The organism is Kribbella sp. NBC_00482 (genome assembly GCF_036013725.1).
Classification (GTDB): Bacteria; Actinomycetota; Actinomycetes; order Propionibacteriales; family Kribbellaceae; genus Kribbella.
Window position 1 is genome coordinate 4004704 of the sequence record NZ_CP107881.1, and the last position, 20920, is coordinate 4025623.

A 20920-nucleotide genomic window follows, 5' to 3' on the forward strand; every position below is an offset into this window, starting at 1 on the left:
TTTCCGTGACTGTCCCTTACACCCTTACTCGCGTCGGCGTTCTGATGACGGCGGAGCCTGGCAACGAACTCGAGGCGGAGGGGGTGCTGAACCCGGCGACCGGACACACGCCCGACGGGCAGCTGTACCTGCTGCCGCGGCTGGTTGCTGACGGCAACGTGTCGCGGGTCGGCCTGGCGGCCGTCGAGCTGGCGGACGGCGTACCGGTCGGTGTCCGGCGCGAAGGTGTCGTGCTCGCACCGGACGAAGGTTGGGAGCGCGGTAAGAACAACGCGGGCGTCGAGGATCCACGGGTCACGTTCGTCCCGTCGCTCGGGCTGCACGTGATGACGTACGTCGCCTACGGTCCGCTCGGACCGAAGCCGGCGCTGGCGGTGTCGTCGGATCTGCGTGAGTGGCGGCGGCTGGGTCCGCTGCACTTCGAGTACCAGCCGGACCTGGATACCGATCTCAACCTGTTCCCGAACAAGGACACCGTTTTCTTCCCCGAGCCGGTGCCGGGCCCGGACGGCGAACCGTCGTACGCGATGCTGCACCGGCCGATGTGGGATCTCGGATGGTTCCGCGAGGGTGAAGGAGTGCATCTGCCGGCGGGCGTCACCGACGACCGGCCGGGGATCTGGGTGTCGTTCGTTCCCGTGGCGGCCGTCGAGGACGATCTGCGGAACCTCGTCCACCTGTGTCAGCACCGGTTGGTCGCGATGTCGGAGTACCCGTTCGAGGAGTTGAAGATCGGCGCCGGTCCGGCACCGCTGCGGATCCCCGAAGGCTGGCTCGTCATCCACCACGGCGTCACCGGCGAGCAGCCGGAAGGATTCGACCCCACCACACAGAAGGTCTGCTACGCGGCCGGCGCGCTGATCCTCGACGCCGACGACGTGACCCGGGTCGTCACCCGGACCACCGAACCCCTGATGGTCCCGGAAACCGAGGAGGAAAAAGTCGGAACGGTCGGAAACGTCGTTTTCCCGACCGCCATCGAAGAGGTCGAAGGCGTGCACTACGTCTTCTACGGTATGGCCGACGCCGCCATCGGCGTGGCCAGATTGGACCGGCTGACATGAAGCCGACCCGCCGCACCGTCCTCGGCGGAGCACTCGCGGTGGCTGCCGCCTCCACCGTCACCCTTCCCGCTACTGCCTCCACTCGCCTGACCAACCTCGCCCACCTCGACTTCCTCCGGGCTTCGGTCTCGCCTCCGGCCGCCGCGGGCCACACCACCTATGGCTCCGGCCCGTTGGGCGTTCTGTGGACGTACGCCGACCACCAGGCGGACGGCTCGTACCGGCGGATCGGTGGTGGCACCTACGACCCGACGACGAACACCTACGGGCAAGGCGCTTACAACGCGGACGACATCGCGCGGGCAGCCGTCGTCTACCTGCGGCACTGGAAACTCTTCCACCAGGCGTCCTCGCTGCAGACCGCCCGCGACTTGCTGCGATCCCTGACGTTCCTGCAGTCGCCCAACGGAAACGTCGTGCTCTGGATGCAGCCCGACGGCACGCTCAACCCGAGCGCCGAGCCGGTCGAACTCCCCGACCCTTCCGACTCCGGGCCGTCGTACTGGCTGGCCCGGACCGTCTGGGCGCTGGGGGAGGGGTACAGCGTTTTCCGCCGTACCGACCGCGCCTTCGCGACCTTCCTCCGCGACCGCCTCGAGCGGGCGATCGCCGCGCTCGAACGCCAGGTCCTGATCCGCTACGGCCAGTACAACGTCGTCGACGGCCGCCGCCTCCCCGCGTGGCTGATCGTGAACGGCGCGGACGCCACCTCCGAAGCGGTCCTGGGACTCTCGGCGTACGTCGACGCCGGCGGATCGCCCCGTGCCCGTCGAGCCCTCACGCGTTTCGCCGAAGGCATCGCGCAGATGCACGCCGGCTCGACTCGCGAATGGCCGTTCCGTGCGCTGCTGCCGTGGGGCGAGTCGATCTCCGACTGGCACGCCTGGGGCGCCCAGATGCCCTCAGCCCTCGCCGCTGCCTCGGCCACACTCAACGAAAACGTTCTCCTCACGGCAGCGATCGGTGACACCGCCGGCTTCACGCCACTCCTCCTCACGGCCGGTGGTCCCGACAACGGCTGGCTCCCGACGCCGATCGACCGCTCCCAGATCGCGTACGGCGTCGACGCCCGCCTGCAGGCACTCCTCGCGATCGACCGCCCCGGCCAGAAACATCTCGCCGCCTTCGTCGCCGCCTGGTACTTCGGCGCCAACCGCGCCGGCCAGCCCATGTACGACGCCACCACCGGCCGCACGTACGACGGCATCTCCGGCGACGGCGTGATCAACCGCAACTCCGGCGCCGAGTCCACGATCCACGGTCAGCTCTCGATGCTCGCCCTCGACACCCACCCGGAAATCGCCCGCCTGTCGGGAGCGTCGGCGTACGACGGGCTCCAGGTCATCGAGGCGGAGACGGCCACCGGCGGTGCGATCGTCACGCCGCCATCGGCTTGGACCGGCGAATCCCAATGGAGCAATGGCTCCTACCTCGCCGTCGACGGTACGGCGACGTGGACCGTGCCACCGTCAGCGCAGCAGCGGCTGGTTCTCCCAGTCGTCAACCTCGTCGACACACCCACGCCGGCCCGGACCACCTGGAGGAGCGGCGGCCGCAGTCTGGGCACGTTGGTCCACGTCTGCGGCCCGCAAGGCATCTCGGCTGCGCCCGGCGCCCTCCAGCCGCTGACACTCGCCAACCCGCTTCCTGCCAACGCGACCACGCTCAGCGCACAGTCGACGGGCACGGCTCAGTTGGACGCAGTACTGCTGCTCCCAACCATCAGCAGCTTCCGGATCGGAGCAGCGACGTTGCTGGTGAGTGTTGACACCCGTCCACGCTTGGCCAGCGCCAGTGGGCACGCCTACACGTACGACTCCAGCGGCCGGCTGGTTGCCCGCGGCAAGCCACTCGTCGTACCCGGAGGGTTCACCGTCGTGCTCGGCTGAGCGCCTCGGCACACCACTCGGCAACGAACAGCAGGGCCTGGCCGCGCTGGTGGAACAGGTACCTGCTGTCGACCTGGCGGTGGTAGGCGTTGTGCGTCGTGTCCGAGGCCCTGCCCAGCAGGCCGGGCAGGAGCCAGGCGTACTTCACACCGGACGCCATCACCGCCAGGCGCACCTGGTCCGGGTCACCACGCCAGCCGGCCTCGTGCAGGCCGTCGAGGTAGTTGGCGATGCAGGTCTCGGCCAGCTCGGGAAGGCGCTCGGCCGGCCAGAACAGGTCGAACACCGCGTCCGGGATGTAGTTGCCGATGTCCTCGCCGAGAGCGCCGTCACCGAGGAACGACCAGTCGAACAGGGCGAGCTCGCCGGTCGGCCGCTGGACCACGTTCGACACCCAGAAGTCGAGGTGACAGCGGGCGCGGGGGAGAGTCGCGACGAGATCGAGCAGCGCGTCCCGATGGACCAGCAGACCGGTCCAGGCCTCGCGCAGCTCAGCCGGCCAGGTTTCGCGGATCAGCGGCTGCTGCCAGGCCGCGTCGTCGGTCATCAGCTGCCAGGGGACGTCGCGGGTCGTGGAGTAGTCGCGCAGGAAGCCCGTCGACGTCCACGGCCGTTCGGGTGCGGGACGGGCCTGCCAGCGGCCGCAGGCGCGTGCGAGCGCTGCATGTTCCGCGAGGCTGAAATGTGTTCCCGGCGTACCGGCGATGTCGTCCATCAGCAGTACGGCGCCGTCGGAGCGCTCGTCGACCTGTGCGGCGGGCAGGACCAGTCCGGCGTCGGCGAGCTGTTCGCGGAGCTCGTCGTCGCGGTAGACCTCGACTTCGCGGCGCCAGTAGTTCCAGTGCCGCGGGTCGGTCGACGCGGCCCACGGCCCGGGTGAGTCGTCGGGCCGTCGCAGCTCCTTGCGTACGGCGGTCCGGCCGTCGGCGTACGTCACCCGTTCGACGTTCGCCGTCACCGCGTTGAGCGGGTTGTGCCGCAACGACGTCGTACCGACTTCGGTCATGGGGAGCAGTTTGTCAGCCCAAGAGGATCTTCGGTGGCAGACCGGTGAGAGCTTTCACATCGCGGGTGAAGTGGGCCTGGTCGGCGTACCCGGTGAGTACGGCGACGTCGGCGAGCGGGACGCCGGTGCGCGCGTGGTCGAGGGCAACGTTCATCCACAGGACCCGGTCGAGCGTCTTCGGGCCGTAGCCGAACGCGTCCAGACAACGCCGGTGCAGTTGCCGCTCGCTGAGTCCGATCGTCGCTGCGAGGCGGGAGACGCCGGCCGTGCCGCGGAGCAGACCGCCGCGGACGCTGCGCAGTACGTGCGCGGTCAGGCGGTCGGTCGGCTCCTCGAGTAGTTTGGCGACCTCGACATCGAGTGCTGTCGCGCGGTCGGGCGCTGCGCGGATCCGATCCAGCAGGCGTCTGCTCCGGTTCGGCGACCACAGGTCCGCGAGGCGGACCCGTTCGTTCAGCAGTTCCCGGGCCGGTACGCCGAGGAAGCCCGGCGCGGCGCCCGGCGCGAACCGGATCCCGGCGTACCGCGTGCCCCGCGGCGCGCAGCCCGTCCAGGCGCGGCTGTCCGGACCGGCGACGATCAGGTCGTCGTCCATCAGCAGCAGATCCATGCAGCCGTCGGGCAGGATCCGGTACTCACCGCCCTCCGCCGTACGTGTCCACAGGTCGGCGCCGGCGATGCGCGCGGGGCGCTCCCGGTACGGCTCGACGACCACAGTCACCTCTCCAGTTTGCTACGGCCCGCCGACAGTTCCAGTTGCATCGTTGGATTCGCGCGGCCAGGATGGGGATTTCGCCGGCGAGAAGGAGATCCTGGTGTCACGTCGCGACGACCTGTCAGGGGTTCCGCTGCTCGGGCGGACGGTTGCGCCGGAGGGATCCGGCCTCGTCCTCGCCGAGTGGGAGGCCGCGGGACGTACGTCGGACGATGTGGCGTGGCAGGCGCCGCTGCATGTGCATCACACCGACGACGAGGCGTGGTACGTGCTGTCCGGGACGATGCGGATGCGGATCGACGGCGAGGACTACGACGTACCGGCCGGATCCGGGATCGTCGGGCCGCGCGGCGTGCCGCACACGTTCGGTAACCCGGGCGAGGAGCCGGCGCGGTACGTACTGGTGATGTCGTCCACAACCCACGCGATGCTGCGCGAGTTGCACGGCGGGTTCTCGGGTGATGTGGCGGCGCTGTTCGAGAAGTACGGGTGCTCGCTGCTGCAGTGATCAGCCCGGGAGTACGACGTCCAGCACCGGGACGTCGACCGGCAGGTACTTGACCAGGGCAACGTTCTCGCGGATCAGCTCGTCGCGGACCGCCGTACCCGTGCGCCGATCGATCACGGTCCGCCAGATCTCGTTCCGCCGGAAGTAGTCCGCGCCGACCCGGAGGAACCGCTCCTCCTTCGCGAACACCCGGTACGACGACGCGGCCGGGACGTCGGCCAGGATCTCGCCCTCGAGATAGCGATCGCCGACGCCGGCATGCAGCTGGAACGTCTGGTCGGTGTCGTTGCGGAACTGCAGGTCCACGTAGTTGTAGACGATGCTGCAGCCCACGCCCCACGGCAGCACCCGCCCGTTGTCCGGGAACGGGTCGAAGCTGTGCGTGGACCGCTGCGTCACGGTCAACGGCGAGTGCAGGACCATCCAGTGCAGCAGGTTCGCCAGCTGGCAGATGCCGCCGCCGATCCCCGGCTTGGCCTGCCCGTTCGACAGCCGCATGCCCTTCACGTACCCCTTGCGACGGGTCGCGTTGCCGACCACCTTGTTGAAGGAGAACGTCTCACCCGGCCGGATCACCAGCCCATCGACCTGCGCGCAGGCGAGCTTCAGGTTCGTCACCTTGTTGTGCTGCATCCACATCTCGGTCTCACCGAGCTGCCTTAGCAGTAAAGACTTGTGCCGCTTGATGCGCACCGGTAGATCGTTCGCGTCGCGCGTATCGGCGTACGGCGTGCTGGACCTCATCCACTCCAGCCGCTTGGCTGCGCGGTGGTAGCGCACTGCCAACGGATACAGCAGGCGGACGCGCTCGCTCCACCGTCGCCGACGCACCGCAGGCAGAACCCGCGCCCGCTCGGCCGCTGTCAACTCCCGAACATCAACCTGCCACGCCGACGTGGCAGCCGCACTCTCCAACATTCCATTCCCCCGAACAAGAAGACCTCGGCCACCGTACGACGCCTTGTCCGCAACCACATGACAGAACCACCACAATCAAATTGCGCCTCCCACCCACCGCCCGTACGGCGCGATCCCGTCAGCACAGCCGGGGTTATCCCATCGTGTGTGGGGTTCTCCCTTCGTGTACGAGTAGAGAACCCTCAACGCGCGGGGATAACCCGTCGTCTGCTCCCGCTCTAACCGAGTTCGAGTGCGGTGCAGACCCAGCGGTTGCGGCGGACCTCGAGGCGGAACGCGACCGCGCGCGAACGCTGACCGTGCCGCACATGCGCGGCGACCTCGGCGATGCAGGGCTCCGGCATGAATACCCGCACCGAACGGACCGTGCTCTTCTCCTTCGCCCCGCGCGTACCCGCGGTCGAGTTCATCCCGAGCATCCGCACCCTACGGTTCAGCTCCATGAACACCACGTCATCGGTGAACCGCACCAGCTGCGAAATCGGCCGATCCCCCGCCAACACCTCCGAAACCGCCTGAGCCAACCGAGCCCCCCAAACCCGAACCTCCGGCAACACCGGAGCCGCGCCCGCCCGTGGATCCCGCCCACCGACCCCGGCGCCAGCCGCACGCGTGGCCTTGGAGGTGGTGTCGGTTGTCTTGAGCGGCGCCTGGGCCCCGTCAGGTTGCCCAGGCGCCGCGACTGAGTGCGTGACGCCGGCAACCGCCGGCACCACGCTGAGCTTCCGCCCCTCCTTCGCCACCTCACCGCCCGCGAACTCCGCCCGTGACGCACCACCGCGTTCTCCCTGGACGGCTGCGGCCGGGCTGCGCTCCTCGTCCGGAGCCGACGCGACGACCACGCCGCCGTGCTCTTCCTGGGCGAGGGCGCTGGTCGCGCGGTCCTGCTCTTCCTGAGGGGTGGCGGTCGAGCCGTTGTCTTGCTCTTCCGGAGCAGGTGCGGGCTGGGGGGTGGCGAGGGCGTCGATGCTCGACAGGTGCCGTGGCGCGGACACGACGCCGAGTCGCGTGATCGCCTGCAACCGCAGCGCCAACGCCCCATCCGTGAGCTCCCCGGCGTACCGCGCCGTGGCCGGCACACCGTGCCCACCCAACCCACCACCAACCGACGCCAACCGAGGCCGAGCCACCGCAGCCAGCATCTCCATCACTTCCGCCTCGGTAGCTGCTGATGACGTACCGGCAGTCGGCTCCGCAGTACCCGTGGCGGGCGACGTCCTGGGGTGTGTGGTTGACGGTGAGGTTGGCTTTGGGGCGGCCATGGGAGCCTCCGTTGCGTCCGGGTGGGTGGGGGCGGGGTGTTCTTGAGCGGCGCGGGCTCCGGTGCGGTCCGTCGTACGGGTGGGGACGGCGGTGAGAGGAGCAGCGGGCTGGAGGTCGTCCAGCTGGAGGTCTTCCGGCTGGAGGTTGTGGGGCTGGCTCATGTCACTGCTCCTGGGGGTGGGGCGGGAGGTGGTCGCCGGTGGGTGCGGGCGGGATGCGGAGTACCTGCCCGGGGAGGATGAGGTCGGGGTCGGTCCCGATCACTTGGCGGTTCGTGGCGTACCAGTCCGGCCAGCGGGCGGCGATCGCTGCGGCGGTCGCGCTGCGGCCGAGTTCGCGGGCGGCGATGCTCCAGAGCGAGTCGCCTTTCCGTACGACGACCCGCACCGGGACGGACGGCCGCAGGGCGGTGTAGCGGGTCGGCGCACCAGCGGTCGGCCGATCCGGCACGCCCACCCGTGCGGGCCCACCCGCAGGCAGGTCGTTCCCACCCTTCCGTCCGCCAGTGGGCAGCTCGGTCGCACTCGTTCGTCCACGAGCGGGCGTTGCGCCTGAGTCCACGGGTCCGCCGGAAGCAGCAGGCCGACCAGACGCCGTCCGGCCGCCGTCCGCCCGCCCAGCGCCAGCCGTGCTTGGGCGGTTCGGGGCGGGGGTCGTGGAGTTGGTCAGGCGGACCTGGGACGGCGGTTCGGTGGCGCGGTAGGCGGTGTGCGCCGGTGGCGTGGCGTCGGAGTTGCTGATCTCGACAGTGGAGCGGGGTTCGGTGGCGCGGTAGTTGTGGGCGGCTTGGTCCGCTGCGGTGTTGCTGCCGCCGAGTTGCACGGTGGAGGCGGGTTCGGTGGAGCGGTACGACGCGTCTTGGCCGCCGAGTTGGACCGTGGAGTGGGGCTCGGTGGCGCGGTAGTTGGTGGATTGGGTGGTCGAGGACGGCTGGGTCCACTGGCTGACGTAGGCGGTGTGGCCGGGGGTGGCTTGGGCGGCGCCGACGGTTAGGGGAGTGACGGCCGCGACGCCGAGGCCGGAGCGGAGCAGGGCGCGGGCGGTCTTGGTCGTGATCCGGCCCGCGACGGCTCCGGCGAGAGCTCCGGCCGCACCGGGGATCTGCTCGAGTGCCGTGAGTACGACGGCCAACACGAGCCACCCGTACGCGATCCACGCGACCGTCCCGACCGCGAGAACGGTCAGCGAGTCCAGGTCGTACGTCCGCAGGCCGCTGATCGAGCCGGCGGTGATCCACCGCAGCAGCAGGCCGAGCCCGGCGAGCCCGGCCAGCGCGAGCGTGCCTTTGACCACCCGGATCATCGCATTCATCCCGCTTCGCACCCGACCTATGAGTTTGCTTTAGTTTGCCTTGGCTTGACCACTATAGACCGGTTCTACGGCGGCTTTGCAAGTCCTTAACGCACTCTGCGTCGGTTTCCACTGCGGACGGTGACCGTCGCAGGGCGCGGCGGGGCTCGGGACCGGTAGGTTCACGGTCATGCGGTGGGATGCGTTGTTCGCGGACCTGGAGTCGCAGTTCGAGGCGCTCCAGGAGAGTGATCTGTACGGCGAAGTGGCCGATCGGATCCGCGCCGAGGTCGGGAAGATCACGGTGCTGGACCGCCTGCGCGGGGCGGTGAACACCGTCGTACGCGTCGAGCTGATGGACGCGGAGCCGGTCCGCGGGCTGCTCAGCCGGGTCGGGAAGGACTGCCTGCTGCTCGAGACCGAGCACTACGAGGAGTGGCTGATCCCGGTGGAGGCGTTGGTCGCCGTACACCGGCTGGGACCGTGGGCGGAGCCGGCGGTCGGAGCTGTCGAGGGGAAGCTCGGCCTTGCGCATCTGCTGCGGGGGATCGCCCGGGATCGCTCACCGGTCACGCTGTTCTGCAGTGGGGGCGGTCCAGTCACCGGCACGATCGACCGGGTCGGCGCCGACTTCCTGGAACTCGCCGAGCACCCGCTGGACGCACCCCGCCGCCGCAGCGAGGTCTACAACGTCCGCCTGGTCCCCACCCAAGCCCTCCGCGCCCTCCGCCGCCGCTAACCCGGCCAGCCACCGGGACAGCGCACCCCTCCCGGTGTGTGGGAACAGGCAATTGCCTATCCCCAGTCCCCACTTCCTGTGCCCAGACCCCTGGCGCCAGCTCGCCGGGGGCGCGGGGGTTAGAGGTTGGCGTCTTCGGTGGCGTCTACTTCCTCGCCGAAGGGGTGGGTGTCTATGAACTGCTTGGTTTCGGTGTAGAGGCGCTCGATGTACTTCTCCAGTTCGGTCGACTCGACTCGCCACTGGCCGCGGCCGCCGATCTTCACGGCGGGGATGTCGCCGCGGCGGACCAGCGCGTAGACCTGGTTGGCGGAGATGTTGAGGACCTCGGCGACGTCGGCGAGTTGGAGGAAGCGGGGACTCGGCATCGTCGTGCTCCTTCGGATAGTGGCTGGTTCCCTCAGTTTGCCACGGTTGGCGGGTGGATGACCGAGTTTGTCCCCAGGCCATGACAGCCTGTGGATGACCGTTCACCCTGCGAGCGGCAACCAGGCAGAATGTCCCGGGATCCAACGACCGACTGGGGAGACGACGTGGTCGAGACAGCAGTGCGAAGTGGCTTCGGGGCGCCGGCCGCACCGGCCCAGCGCAACCGGAAGGCGCGCTGGAAGGACGGCCGCCTGGTGCTCGGCGTGCTGCTGGTCGCCGTCACCGCGCTGGCCGGCGCCAAGCTGCTGTCGTCCGCCGACGACACCACCACGATCTGGGCGGCCAAGCACGAGCTCAAGGCCGGGACCCCGCTGACCGACGACGACCTGACCACGGTCCGGGTCCGCTTCACCAGCGGTGACGACTCGGGGCGGTACCTGTCTGCCGACGCCGATCTGAAGGGTCTCGTCGTCGGCCGGACGGTGGGCCAGGGCGAGTTCGTGCCGAAGGATGCCGCCGTACCCAAGTCCGACCAGGACCGCACCGAGTTCCCGCTGTCGGTGGCGTCCGGTCGCCTGCCGTCCGACACCGCGCCCGGCGACGTGGTGGACGTGTGGGTGGTGCCGAAGGAGGAGGGCCAGCCCGCTCGGCCGCTGTGGAGCAGTGTGCGCGTGCTGCAGATCGACTCGGTGAAGGGTGTCGCCGGCGGTTCGGCGCGCAGGCAGGTGACGATCGCCCTGGCCTCGGCCGATCTGCCCCGCATCCCGGCCGCCCTCACCGCGATCAGCGCGGGCGAGCCGACACTGGTCCGGAAGGACAGCTGATGTCCGTCCCAGTACTGCTGGCCGTCACCGGGGCGCCATGGGAAGCAGACGTCGTACGGCGGACCGAGGGCGCTCCCGGGATCCGGATCGTACGGCGCTGTGTCGACGTCGCTGACGTGATGGCGGCGGCTGCGAGCGGTCAGGCCCGCGCGGTGCTGCTGGCTGACGCGTTGCCGCGGCTGTCGTCCGATGCGGTCGCCGCGCTGTACGCCCGCGGTATCGCCGTGCTCGCCCTGGTCGACCCTCTGGAGACCGGTGCACCGTTCGGCGCCGAGGACCGGCTCAGCCGGATGGGGATCGAGCGGATCCTGCCCGCTGACGTGAGCCCGGCGGACCTCGGCCGAGCGATCTCCGACGCGGTCGAGGCCGGGCCGCCGGTCACCAGCTCGCACTTCGCGGGCGGTTTCGTCCCGCTCTCGCCGGAGAACGCGGGCAACCCGCAGCCGCCCGCCTTCCCGCAGGGCACCGGCCGGCTCGTCGCGGTCTGGGGACCGACCGGCGCGCCTGGGCGTACGACAGTCGCGGTCAACCTTGCCTCCGAGCTGGCGGCGAAACGGGTCCCGACGCTGCTCGCGGACGTCGACGTGTACGGCGGGACCGTGGCGCAGATGCTCGGGATGCTCGACGAGACGTCCGGCCTGGCCGCCGCGGCGCGATCGGCGTCGAACGGCTCGCTCGACATGGTGATGCTGGCCCGGCACGCGCGCGAGGTGAACCCGCATCTGCTGGTGCTGACCGGACTCAGCCGGGCCGACCGGTGGACGGAGCTGCGGCCCGCGGCGGTCGAGGCGATCTGGTCGACCGCGCGGACGCTGGCGCCGATCACGGTGGTGGACGCCGGGTTCTGTGTCGAGACCGACGAGGAGATCTCGTTCGACTCGCTGGCGCCGCGGCGCAACGGGGCGACTGTAGTGACGCTGGAGGAGGCCGACGAGGTTGTTGTCGTCGGTACGGCGGACCCGGTCGGCCTGACCCGTCTGATCCGGGCGGTCCACGACCTGCGCGCCGTCGTACCGTCGGTCAACACCCGTGTGGTGGTGAACCGGCTGCGGTCCGGGTCGCTCGGCGGCGCACCGGGCGACGCGGCGCTGGACGCGCTGCGTCAGTACGCCGGGATCGACAACGCCGCCCTGCTTCCGTACGACCTGGGTGCGACGGACACCGCGGTCGCGCACGGGCGGAGTCTGGCCGAGGCCGCGAAGTCGAGCAAGCTCCGTAAGGCGTTCCAGCAGCTCGCCACGGCGGTCGCCGACGATCTCCATTCCGTCCCTGCCTGACACGGACAATCAGGGTCGAGTTGGGGGACATCCCCGCCGACAGCAGGGCTGCGATGTGCCAGTGTTGGAAGCACTTCGACCTGCACTGAGGGAGCGTCATGTCCGATGTCCAAGGCCGGCCGCGGAGCTCGATGAGCGTCGAGCGGCGGTACGGGATCGCCATCTCCGTCGCCCTCATCCTCGGCGGCGCGTACTGGGCGTTCACCGGACTGACCGAAGGCACCAAGAGCAGCCAGACCAGCTACCCGGTGCAGGGCGGTTCGCTGCTCGTGAAGGGCGGCTCCGCGACGGTCGAGGTGCGGCCCGGCGACGGGACCGAGGTCAAGGTCGACCGGCAGTCCGAGCGGAACGTGTTCGGCTCGGACCCGAACGAGAAGTACGACGAGGGCGAGGGCAAGCTCGAACTGGAGAGCGGCGGCTGCGGATTCCTGTCGTTCGGGTGCAAGACGACGTACGTCCTGACGGTGCCGCGAGACGTGAAGCTCACGGTCGAGAGCAGCAGCGGGAACATGACGGTCAACGGGATCGAGGGCGCGACGCAGCTGAAGAGCAGCTCGGGTGACATCGAGGTGCACGACGTCGGCGGACCGCTGGACCTCAAGTCGAGCTCGGGTGATCTCGAGGCGGACGGACTCGCCGCGACGTCGGTGACGACGCACAGCAGTTCCGGTAGTACGTCGCTGGACTTCAGCGTCGCGCCGCAGACGGTCGACGCGAAGACGAGCTCCGGCGACGTCTCGATCCGGATCCCGTCCGGCACCGAGGCGTACAAGGTCGACACCGACACGTCGTCGGGCGATGAGGCGGCGAACGTGAAGATCGATCCGAACGCCACCCGGACGATCACGGCGAAGACGTCCTCGGGCGACGTGAGCATCGAATACAACCACTGACGAAACCCTCGCTTCGCTCGGGGAGGGGGCACGCGAAACCTTCGCTTCGCTCGGGGAGGGGCACGGGGATGTCGCGTGCACAGCGAGTGAGGGCGAGGGTCGGGAGGGTGAGGGCGTCCGTTGTCTGAGTAGGCTTGCGCGCATGGTTGAGGAGCGGTCGGTGCCGCGTGGTCTGCTGGTGGACTGGGGCGGCGTACTCACCTCGGGCCTGGAACCGGCGCTGCGGCGCTGGGCGGAACTCGACGATTTCGACTTCGATTCGTACCTCGAAGCAGTCATGAAATGGCTCCCGGCCGAGAGCATGGCGGCCGAGCTCAACCCGGTGCACGCCCTCGAACGCGGCCAGATCGCCGTCCCCGACTTCGAGCGCAAACTCGCCTCGATCCTGCTCCGCCGCGACGGTACGCCGATCCCCGCGGAGGGACTGATCGAGCGGATGTTCGCGCACTTCGAGCACCAGCCCGCGATGTCCGCGCTGGTCCGCCGCGTCAACGAGCGCGGCATCCGCACCGCGCTGCTGTCGAACTCCTGGGGTAACACGTACCCGCGGGACACCTGGGACGGGATGTTCGACGACATCGTCATCTCCGGCGAGGTGGGCCTGCGCAAACCCGAGCCGGAGATCTTCCAGCTCGCCGCCGAGCGGCTCGGCCTGGAGCCGGCCGAGTGCGTGTTCGTCGACGACCTGCAACTCAATGTCGACGGCGCCCGCGCGGTCGGGATGACCGCGATTCTTCACACCGAGTACGACGAGACCCGGCGAGCGCTGGAAACCCTGTTCGGAGCCGACCTGACGTGACCGTGACCACCCCTCCCTCCTCCCCGACCCGGCCGGCCGGTCGTCGTCGCGTCATCATCGCGATCGCCGGATGCGCGGTGCTCGTGGCGCTCGGCGCCTGGATCGGCCACCTGTACGGCGGCATGATCGACCTGCGCGTCTACCGGATGGGCGGCTCGGTGCTGCTGCACGGCGACTCGCTGTACGACGCGAAGCTGCCCGGCGGGTCGAACCTCCCGTTCACGTACCCGCCGTTCGCCGCGATCGCGATGGTCCCGCTGGGCGCCGTACCGTGGGGCGTCGCGCTGGTGGTCTGGACGACGATCTCGGTGCTGTGCATCACCGCGCTGTGGCGGGCCAGCCTGACCAAGACGTTCTGGTCGTTCTTCACCCAGCGGAAGCGTACGGCGGTGCTGATCGCGCTGACGGTGCTGTCGCTGCTGCTCGAACCGGTCTGGCAGACGATCCAGTTCGGCCAGATCAACCTGTTGCTGACCGCAATGATCCTGCTGGACCTGATCCGGCCGAACGACGCTCGTCTGCGCGGGTTCTGGCTCGGCGTGACGATCGGCATCAAGCTCACCCCGCTGCCGATCCTCGCGCTGCTGGTGGTCACGAAGCAGTGGCGTGCGCTGCGCAACGCCGTCCTCGGGTTGCTGGCGACGATGGCGATCGGGTTCGCGATCGTGCCGCACCAGTCGTGGCGGTACTGGACGGACGTGATCCTGGACGCCAACCGGGTCGGCGGGATCGCGTACACCGGCAACCAGTCGTTCAACGGCTTCCTGCACCGGATCGGTGACGAGGCGAGCTGGGTGCAGCCGACCTGGTTCGTGCTGTCGGCCGCGTTCGGGCTGGCAGTGCTGTGGCTGGCCCGCAAGTACTGGCTCGCCGACGAGCGCGTCACCGCGATCTCCGTGATGGCGCTCGCGGTCCTGTACGCGTCGCCGATCTCGTGGAGCCACCACTGGGTGTGGATCATCCCGCTCGGCGTGAGCCTGATCCGCGGCGTCAACCGCGTCTGGGGCCTCAACCCCGCGGTCGTCACCGGCGTACTGTTCTACGGCCTGTTCGTCCTGCGCTCGATCTGGTGGGTCCCGTTCCGCGACGACCGCGAGCTCAACTGGACCTTCTGGCAGTCGATCCCCGGCAACTCCCACCTGATCGTCGGAATGATCGCCTTCATCCTGCTGGTGATCACGAGCCGGGGCCTGCCGAAGCCGTCAACCTCCGAAGCGGCCCCACCAGCCTGACCGCCAGATCCGCGTCGACGTACTCGACCTCAACAAGCAGTACGTCGACGCTCGCACGGAACGCGCGCTGCAACTCCTCCACGTCCAGCGACCGCACCAGCGTCGCCTCCACGGCAGAGGTGCTGTGCGACGGCAACAGATGCAGCCCACGCCCCTGCGAGTGCGGTACGCCGTAACGCAGGCACATCAGCGTCAGCACGTGATCCCGCACTCCGCTGATCATGTACTCCGCTTGCCACGCCTTGCCGCGCGCGATACTCGACCGCGCGTGCAGCGCGTACAGCCACCCCATACCGACGACGTCGACGGGTGCCGGTGCACTCGACTGCGGCTGTTCCGCGGCCTCGCCGAAGAGCAATTGGAACGTGGGGCCGAGTGCGCCGAACTCCTCGGCCGGGGCGAACGCGATGTCCACCTGCAACGTGGACTGGAGTAAGAACACCCGGTAGACGGTGCCGCGTGACCAGACGTCGGTGTGGTGGACCGCGGCATGCTCGCGGTACATGCGGTCCGTCCAGTCGGTTAGAACGCCGGACTGGTCCGCGTCTGGTGCGAGACCCAGTGCGAGGTCGATGTCCGACCACCTGTCTTCTGCACCCACCGCAGCCGAGCCAGTGAGTGCAGCGCCTGCAACACGCGCGTCCGCTCGAGCCGCCGCGACCAGTGCGTCGCGGAGGTTCGAGCGTTCGGCGGGGGTGTACATCAGGATGAGAAGAGCAGGAGCAGGCCGCCGCAGGTGTAGCCGACCATTACGACCAGGAGGGGGAGTTGGCCGGCTAGGGCCTTTGCGCGGGGGAAGAGGGCTACTGCTCGGTCGTGGGCCGAGACGACGCCTAGTAGGTGGCCGCAGACCACGGCCGCGACCTGGATGACTGAGATCGCTGTGCTGTGGTTGGTGATGCCGGTGTTCACGGCGAGGAGGCCGGTGCCGAAGACGTTGGCGCCGTTGCTCAGCGGGTCGCTCAGGTAGATCAGCGTCCGCTGGCCCTCGAGGATGAACAGGGTCAGGTAGTGCGCGACGACGTACCCGAAGGCGATCGGTACGACGGAATGCGCGAACAGGCCTGGTAGCGCCGTCCGCGAGCTGTCCGAGAGCCGACCGGCCAGGATGGTCGCGCCGGAGTAGGTGATCAGCACGAAGAGGATGAAGACGGTCAGCGCGCCGGTGCCGAGCCAGGTCATCGAGATGTCCTGGTTCTGCGCCCAGCCGATCCACGACGACGAGTTCGAGAATCCGTCGTACGCCGTCGAGCCGAGCAGCGCCGCCACCATCCCCACCAGTCCGGGCTGCGGACGAAGGCCGTCGAGATTCTCCAGCGGTCGGCGGAGCACCAGAAGCCCGTCGGTACGGCGACCCCACGGCGACAGGCGCGACATCAAGGTCGCGTACACCTCGAACGGATCGCCCTGCGCGAACCAACGGTCGCCGAACAGGACCGCTCCGAACATCGTGATCACGACGTACAGCGCGATCCACGCCTGCAGCACAGGGATCGTGGCGCGGTCCGGCGCAACCAGTTCCAGCCAGGTGAACGCGAAGATGCCCAGCGTGGCAGGCCACAGACCCACCCAGGCCGGGAGCTCGAGCAGACCCTTGGACGGCGGCTGGCGGAGCAGCTTCGACAGCAGCAGGTGGACGGTGCGCAGCGGGTTCAGCGTCCGCCAGACCGGGCCGAACACCAGTGAGATCGGCACCAGCCCGACCCAGACCAGGATGTAGATGAAGCCGAAGATCGGGTTCGTCAGCCGGTCGACGCCGAACATCAGCGACACCATCGCGTACAGGAAGATTGCCAGCCCGAGCAGCCGGACGACCCACCGGAACCAGCCGGCGTCGACGGTCCGGGTGATTGCGATCGGCAACGGTACGCCGGACGCGTTGCCACGGTACTTCGGACTACGCCAGGCCAGCCCGAGGACGACGAACGACAGCGCGACCGCGACCGCGGCCCCGCCGACCGCCAGCCCGAACGGAACCGGCAGGTCCTGACGCCCGCCGATCCCGTGCAGCGGAAGCATCACGCGCGTCCTCGCTTCGCTCCGGGCGCGCGTGATGCATGCATGCTGCGCTCAATGGTGAGCTCGCTCCGCTCGCTCACGAGACAACGAGTTTTGCGACGAGCTTGCCGCTCTTGTGGGTCTCGACCTCGAAGGTGCCCTTCATGTTCGCGGTGAACTTGACCGAGGCGGGCTTGCCCGGGGCGAGCTCCAGCTCCTTGTCGTACCCGTGGATGTGCAGTTCCTCGGCGGCGTCGCTGATGGCCTTGACCAGCACGGTCTGCCCGGCCTTCACCCTGATCGTCGCGCCGCTCGGGTTGACCTTGCCGTTGGCAACGGTGACGTCGACCGTGACGTCCGCCTGCTCACCGGACGGGTCGGCGGTGTTCGACGGCGAGCTCGCGTTCGGCGTGCCCGGGGTCGGGGTGTTGGTCGGGAGGGTCGACGTCGGCGAACTGGCCGGGGCGCTCGGCGAGGGTGTGGTGGTGCCGCCGGTCGAGTCTCCGCCGCAGCCGGCGAGGACCAGCATGCCAAGGGCGGGCAGAAGAGCGGTGGCGGCACCGCGAGTGAGCGTCGAACGCATCGGTCCAGGAGCCTTTCAAGGGGGCATGTGACATATCCAGGTGCGAGACGCACCCTCTTGCCTGACGAACACGGATAGCTCAGTGTTCCCGTACAAGCAGTGTCGCAGCCCACTGTCGGTAGAGGCAGCTAGGGTGAGAATCCGTCGAACTGAGAGGAAGGTGACCGCCGTGCCCGACCGGTTGACGTCGCTCGACCTCACCTTTCTCAAGGCCGAGTCGCCGGCCACCCCGATGCACGTCGGGACGGTCGACATCTTCGAGCCGCCGGTGCACGGTGACGAGGGGTTCGACTACGAGAGCCTGGTGGCCCTGATCCGGGACCGGATCACGTTCGTGCCGAAGTACCGGCAGCGGGTCCAGCAGGTGCCCGGCCGGTTCGCCGGGCCGGTGTGGGTGGACGACGAAGAGTTCGACATCACCTTCCATGTACGCCGCTCCGCCCTGCCGCGTCCCGGCACGCACGCGCAGCTGCTCGAGCTGGTCGCCCGGATCATGTCCCGGCGGCTCGACCGGGCCCGCCCGCTGTGGGAGATGTACCTCGTCGAGGGTTTGCAAGGTGACCGGTTCGCGATCATCGCGAAGTCCCATCAAGCGCTTGTCGACGGCAACAGCACGGTCGACATCGGCCAGGTGGTGCTGGACTCGACGGCGCACCCCAAGGACACGCCGATCGACACCTGGCAGCCGGAGCACCCGCCGTCCGCGCTGGAGCTGCTCGCCGGGGTGTTCTCCGACGCCACCAAGCACCCGAGCGCGGTCCTGGAGCTGGCCCGCGCGGAGATGGCCAGCCTGACCGGCTCCACCTCGGTGCGCGAGGTGCTCGGCGGCGTGGTCGGCTCGCTGGTCGCGCAGCGGCATGCGCAGGAGAGCTCACTGCACGTGAAGACCTCAGGTCAGCGGCGGTTCACCACCGTGCAGACCGACCTGGAGGACTACCGGACGATCCGCGCGGCGCACGGCGGCACGGTCAACGACGTGATCCTCGCCGTGGTCGCCGGCGCGTTCCGGGCCTGGATGATGACCCGTGGTGAGGGCGTCGGGCCGACGCGGAGCGTGCGCGCGGTGGTCCCGGTGAGCATCCGCGACGACGAGGACGACGAGCCCACGTCGCTCGGTTCCCGGGTGATCGCCTCGAGCGTCAACCTGCCGGTCGGCGAGAACTCCCCGGTCATGCGGCTGCACCAGATCTCGTACCAGACGAAGGTGCACAAGGACACCGGCCGCGCGGTCAGCGCCCGCTCGCTGGTCGGGATCGCCGGGTTCGCCCCGACCACGCTGCACGCGCTCGCCGCCCGGGTCGCGACCGCCACGGTCCGCCCGATCGACGACGTGGTGATCACCAACGTGCCGGGTCCGCAGTTCCCGCTGTACGCGCAGGGCGCCCCGATGCTCGCGTCGTACCCGGTGGTTCCGTTGATGCCCGGTCAGGGGCTGTCGGTCGGCGTCACGTCGTACGACGGGAAGGTGTACTACGGTCTGAATGCGGACCGCACCGCCATGCCGGACCTCGCTGTTTTCGCCCAATGTGTGACCGATGCGCTGGACGAGTTGCTGGACACCACCAAGGGCAGCCGGAACCGGGCTTCCCGGGGCCGGAAGAAACAGACCAAGAAGGCGGGCTCATGAGGGTCTACGTCCCATCCACGCTCCCGTTGCTGAGCGCGGCGTGCAATGCCGGCGAGGTCGGCCCGGCGCCGCTGACGGCGTACGGCGTGACACCGGCGCTGCGCGAGTGGTACGTCGAGGGCGACGACGAGGAGCTGGAGTACGCCGCGATGGCGCAGGCGGCCCGCGCCTCGGTAGGACTGCTGGCCGCCGATCCGGGTGCCGCACGGAGACGGGTGGTGATCGCGGCCGAGGTGAGCGCCGTACCGCCCGCCGACGGGTCCGTGGAGCTCGGTGACGCCCGGCTGGAGCTGCATGTGGTGATTCCGTGGCGGTCTGTGGCGTCCGTGCATCTGGACGCGGTGCAGACGACCACGGTGATCGGCAAGGCCGCGGACCTCTGGGAGGCCGCTCAAAGTGGTGATGACAACGCGGTGTTCGCCCTCGATTCGTGCGAGGGTGAAGACCTGTTGTGGTACGCGACACAGGAGATCCCCGATCTGCTCGCGGCGGAGGGGCCGCGCGGTGGGCAGCGCACTTGAGCTGCGGGGCTGAGCTGACAGGGAGCTGATGGCGATGCAGGCGATCTGGAAGGGGGCCATCTCGTTCGGGATGGTGACGATCCCGATCAAGGTGTTCTCCGCGACCGAGGAGAAGGACATCTCGTTCCGTCAGGTGCACGTCGCCGACGGGGGCCGGATCAAGTACAAGCGCGTCTGTTCGATCGACGGCGAAGAGGTGCCGTACTCCGACATCGGCAAGGGCTACGAGATGGCGGACGGCCGGATGGTCGTGCTGGAGCCGGACGACTTCGCCGACCTGCCGCTGTCCAGCAAGAAGGTCATCGACGTGCTGGAGTTCGTGCCGGCCGACCAGGTCGACCCGCTGTACCTGGGGAAGTCCTACTACCTGGCGGCCGACGGCGGACCTGGTGCCAAGCCGTACGTGTTGCTCCGGGACGCGCTCGACGGTTCCGAGCTGTATGCGCTGGTCAAGGTCGCGCTGCGGTCCCGGGAGAGCCTGGGGCTGCTGCGGACGGTCGACGACGTCCTGATCCTGCAGGTGATGCTGTGGCCGGACGAGATCCGGGACAAGTCGTTCGCGGCGCCGCCGGAGGACGTGGAGATCCGGTCCCAGGAGAAGGCGATGGCGTCGTCGTACATCGACACGCTGCGCGGTGAGTTCGACCCGGACCAGTACCACGACGAGTACCGGCAGGCGCTGGAGAAGGTCGTGCAGGCGAAGGCCGAGGGTGTGCCGCTGCCGGAGTCCGAGGAAGAGGAGACCGAGGGCGCCGAGGTCGTCGACCTGGTTGCCGCGCTCCGTGCCTCGGTCGAGGCGGCGAAGGCGCGCCGCGCGGGCGGTGGGTCCGGCGTGGCCGAGAAGGCGCCCGCCAAGAAGGCCGCGGCGAAGAAGGCGCCGGCCAAGAAGGCGGCTGCCGCCAAGAAGGCTCCGGCGAAGAAGACTGCCAAGAAGGCCACGAAGAAGTCCGCATGAGCGAGCGAACAGAAATCCCGAAGGATGCTTCGGAGATTCCCGACGACCCCGGTGCACCGGTGGTCGAGCCCGGGGCGTTCCTGCTCGAGCTGATTCCGGTGCCGGTGTCCGACATCGACCGGGCGAAGCGGTTCTACTCCGAACAGTGCGGGTTCAACGTCGACGTGGACGTGTCGCCGGCTGACGGCGTCCGCGTCGTACAGCTGACGCCGCCGGGCTCGTACTGCTCGATCAGCCTGCTCCGGGGTCTGCCGATGGCGGACATGGAGCCAGGGTCGATGCGCGCTCTGCATCTGGTCGTGAAGGACATCGAGGCCGCGCGTCAGCAGCTCATCGGCCGCGGTGTCGAGGTCGGCGAAACCGAGGACCTCGGCGGCGTCTTCTACGCCTGGTTCAAGGACCCGGACGGCAACACCTGGGCCCTCCAACACATGCCCTGGCGCCGCTAGC

The 20920-nt window shown here is 69.2% G+C and carries 22 protein-coding genes; 13 read left to right on the plus strand and 9 right to left on the minus strand.

The window, feature by feature from the left end; all coding sequences use genetic code 11:
* Window positions 1-5 precede the first annotated feature (5 nt).
* Together OHB24_RS19740 and OHB24_RS19745 are read left to right on the plus strand one after the other, a co-directional pair.
* Entirely contained in the window at window positions 6-1064 is a 1059-nt protein-coding gene (locus tag OHB24_RS19740; protein WP_327640533.1) for a glycoside hydrolase family 130 protein, read from the plus strand.
* Entirely contained in the window at window positions 1061-2953 is a 1893-nt protein-coding gene (locus tag OHB24_RS19745) for a hypothetical protein (RefSeq protein WP_327640534.1), read from the plus strand. The genes OHB24_RS19740 and OHB24_RS19745 overlap by 4 nt, the downstream gene beginning before the upstream one ends.
* On the opposite strand, the gene OHB24_RS19750 is transcribed toward OHB24_RS19745, so the two are convergent.
* Together OHB24_RS19750 and OHB24_RS19755 are read right to left on the minus strand one after the other, a co-directional pair.
* Entirely contained in the window at window positions 2934-3959 is a 1026-nt protein-coding gene (locus OHB24_RS19750) for an aminoglycoside phosphotransferase (protein WP_327640535.1), read from the minus strand. The genes OHB24_RS19745 and OHB24_RS19750 overlap by 20 nt on opposite strands.
* A 13-nt stretch (window positions 3960-3972) precedes the next feature.
* A complete protein-coding gene (locus OHB24_RS19755) occupies window positions 3973-4680 on the minus strand; it encodes a helix-turn-helix domain-containing protein (RefSeq protein WP_327640536.1) in 708 nt (235 codons plus the stop codon).
* A gap of 94 nt (window positions 4681-4774) precedes the next feature.
* Between OHB24_RS19755 and OHB24_RS19760 the strand changes: the two genes are divergently transcribed.
* Window positions 4775-5182, plus strand: a complete 408-nt coding sequence (locus tag OHB24_RS19760; protein ID WP_327640537.1) for a cupin domain-containing protein — start codon at window positions 4775-4777, stop codon at window positions 5180-5182.
* Here the strand turns inward: OHB24_RS19760 and OHB24_RS19765 are convergent, their stop codons facing one another.
* The 3 genes from OHB24_RS19765 to OHB24_RS19775 all read right to left on the minus strand — a co-directional run bounded on the left by OHB24_RS19765 (window position 5183) and on the right by OHB24_RS19775 (window position 8674).
* Window positions 5183-6100 carry a VanW family protein gene (locus tag OHB24_RS19765; protein WP_327640538.1) on the minus strand — a complete coding sequence of 306 codons (918 nt, stop codon included), beginning with the start codon at window positions 6098-6100 and terminating at the stop codon, window positions 5183-5185.
* A 218-nt stretch (window positions 6101-6318) separates the two neighbouring features.
* Window positions 6319-7179, minus strand: a complete 861-nt coding sequence (locus tag OHB24_RS19770) for an Rv3235 family protein (RefSeq protein ID WP_327640539.1) — start codon at window positions 7177-7179, stop codon at window positions 6319-6321.
* Between the two features lie 346 nt (window positions 7180-7525).
* Window positions 7526-8674 (minus strand): LysM peptidoglycan-binding domain-containing protein, encoded by a 1149-nt coding sequence (locus tag OHB24_RS19775; protein WP_327640540.1) that lies wholly within the window; start codon window positions 8672-8674, stop codon window positions 7526-7528.
* Window positions 8675-8843: 169 nt separating this feature from the next.
* On the opposite strand from OHB24_RS19775, the gene OHB24_RS19780 reads away from it, so the two are divergent.
* Window positions 8844-9392 carry a hypothetical protein gene (locus tag OHB24_RS19780; protein ID WP_327640541.1) on the plus strand — a complete coding sequence of 183 codons (549 nt, stop codon included), beginning with the start codon at window positions 8844-8846 and terminating at the stop codon, window positions 9390-9392.
* 119 nt (window positions 9393-9511) lie between these two features.
* Here OHB24_RS19780 and OHB24_RS19785 read toward each other — a convergent pair whose 3' ends face one another.
* Window positions 9512-9760 (minus strand): helix-turn-helix domain-containing protein, encoded by a 249-nt coding sequence (locus tag OHB24_RS19785; RefSeq protein WP_327640542.1) that lies wholly within the window; start codon window positions 9758-9760, stop codon window positions 9512-9514.
* A gap of 129 nt (window positions 9761-9889) precedes the next feature.
* Between OHB24_RS19785 and OHB24_RS19790 the strand changes: the two genes are divergently transcribed.
* From OHB24_RS19790 to OHB24_RS19810, 5 genes are all read left to right on the plus strand, one after another.
* Window positions 9890-10585, plus strand: coding sequence for an SAF domain-containing protein (locus tag OHB24_RS19790; protein ID WP_327640543.1), 696 nt, complete (start codon window positions 9890-9892; stop codon window positions 10583-10585).
* The gene (locus OHB24_RS19795; protein ID WP_327640544.1) at window positions 10585-11862 is read left to right on the plus strand and encodes an AAA family ATPase; all 1278 of its coding nucleotides are present in this window, start codon (window positions 10585-10587) and stop codon (window positions 11860-11862) included. Before OHB24_RS19790 ends, OHB24_RS19795 begins: the two co-directional genes overlap by 1 nt.
* Before the next feature lie 98 nt (window positions 11863-11960).
* On the plus strand, window positions 11961-12755 hold the full coding sequence (locus tag OHB24_RS19800; protein ID WP_327640545.1) for a DUF4097 family beta strand repeat-containing protein: 795 nt from the start codon (window positions 11961-11963) through the stop codon (window positions 12753-12755).
* 142 nt (window positions 12756-12897) lie between these two features.
* Window positions 12898-13554 (plus strand): HAD family hydrolase, encoded by a 657-nt coding sequence (locus OHB24_RS19805; RefSeq protein WP_327640546.1) that lies wholly within the window; start codon window positions 12898-12900, stop codon window positions 13552-13554.
* Window positions 13551-14786 carry a glycosyltransferase 87 family protein gene (locus tag OHB24_RS19810; protein ID WP_327640547.1) on the plus strand — a complete coding sequence of 412 codons (1236 nt, stop codon included), beginning with the start codon at window positions 13551-13553 and terminating at the stop codon, window positions 14784-14786. The genes OHB24_RS19805 and OHB24_RS19810 overlap by 4 nt, the downstream gene beginning before the upstream one ends.
* Here the strand turns inward: OHB24_RS19810 and OHB24_RS19815 are convergent.
* The 3 genes from OHB24_RS19815 to OHB24_RS19825 form a co-directional block, all read right to left on the minus strand.
* On the minus strand, window positions 14731-15489 hold the full coding sequence (locus OHB24_RS19815; protein WP_327640548.1) for a nucleotidyltransferase domain-containing protein: 759 nt from the start codon (window positions 15487-15489) through the stop codon (window positions 14731-14733). The genes OHB24_RS19810 and OHB24_RS19815 overlap by 56 nt on opposite strands.
* On the minus strand, window positions 15489-16805 hold the full coding sequence (locus OHB24_RS19820; RefSeq protein WP_327640549.1) for a hypothetical protein: 1317 nt from the start codon (window positions 16803-16805) through the stop codon (window positions 15489-15491). Before OHB24_RS19820 ends, OHB24_RS19815 begins: the two co-directional genes overlap by 1 nt.
* Before the next feature lie 76 nt (window positions 16806-16881).
* Window positions 16882-17367, minus strand: coding sequence for a cupredoxin domain-containing protein (locus OHB24_RS19825; protein WP_327640550.1), 486 nt, complete (start codon window positions 17365-17367; stop codon window positions 16882-16884).
* 169 nt (window positions 17368-17536) lie between these two features.
* Here OHB24_RS19825 and OHB24_RS19830 point away from each other — a divergent pair, with 169 nt between their 5' ends.
* Genes OHB24_RS19830 through OHB24_RS19845 form a run of 4 tightly spaced genes read left to right on the plus strand, consistent with a single transcriptional unit; the run spans window position 17537 to window position 20919 of the window.
* Entirely contained in the window at window positions 17537-18994 is a 1458-nt protein-coding gene (locus OHB24_RS19830; RefSeq protein ID WP_327640551.1) for a WS/DGAT/MGAT family O-acyltransferase, read from the plus strand.
* A complete protein-coding gene (locus tag OHB24_RS19835) occupies window positions 18991-19515 on the plus strand; it encodes a DUF6912 family protein (protein WP_327640552.1) in 525 nt (174 codons plus the stop codon). Before OHB24_RS19830 ends, OHB24_RS19835 begins: the two co-directional genes overlap by 4 nt.
* 34 nt (window positions 19516-19549) lie before the next feature.
* Window positions 19550-20470 (plus strand): non-homologous end joining protein Ku, encoded by a 921-nt coding sequence (gene ku / locus OHB24_RS19840; RefSeq protein ID WP_327640553.1) that lies wholly within the window; start codon window positions 19550-19552, stop codon window positions 20468-20470.
* On the plus strand, window positions 20467-20919 hold the full coding sequence (locus tag OHB24_RS19845) for a VOC family protein (RefSeq protein ID WP_327640554.1): 453 nt from the start codon (window positions 20467-20469) through the stop codon (window positions 20917-20919). Before ku ends, OHB24_RS19845 begins: the two co-directional genes overlap by 4 nt.
* The last annotated feature ends 1 nt before the right edge of the window (window position 20920 follow it).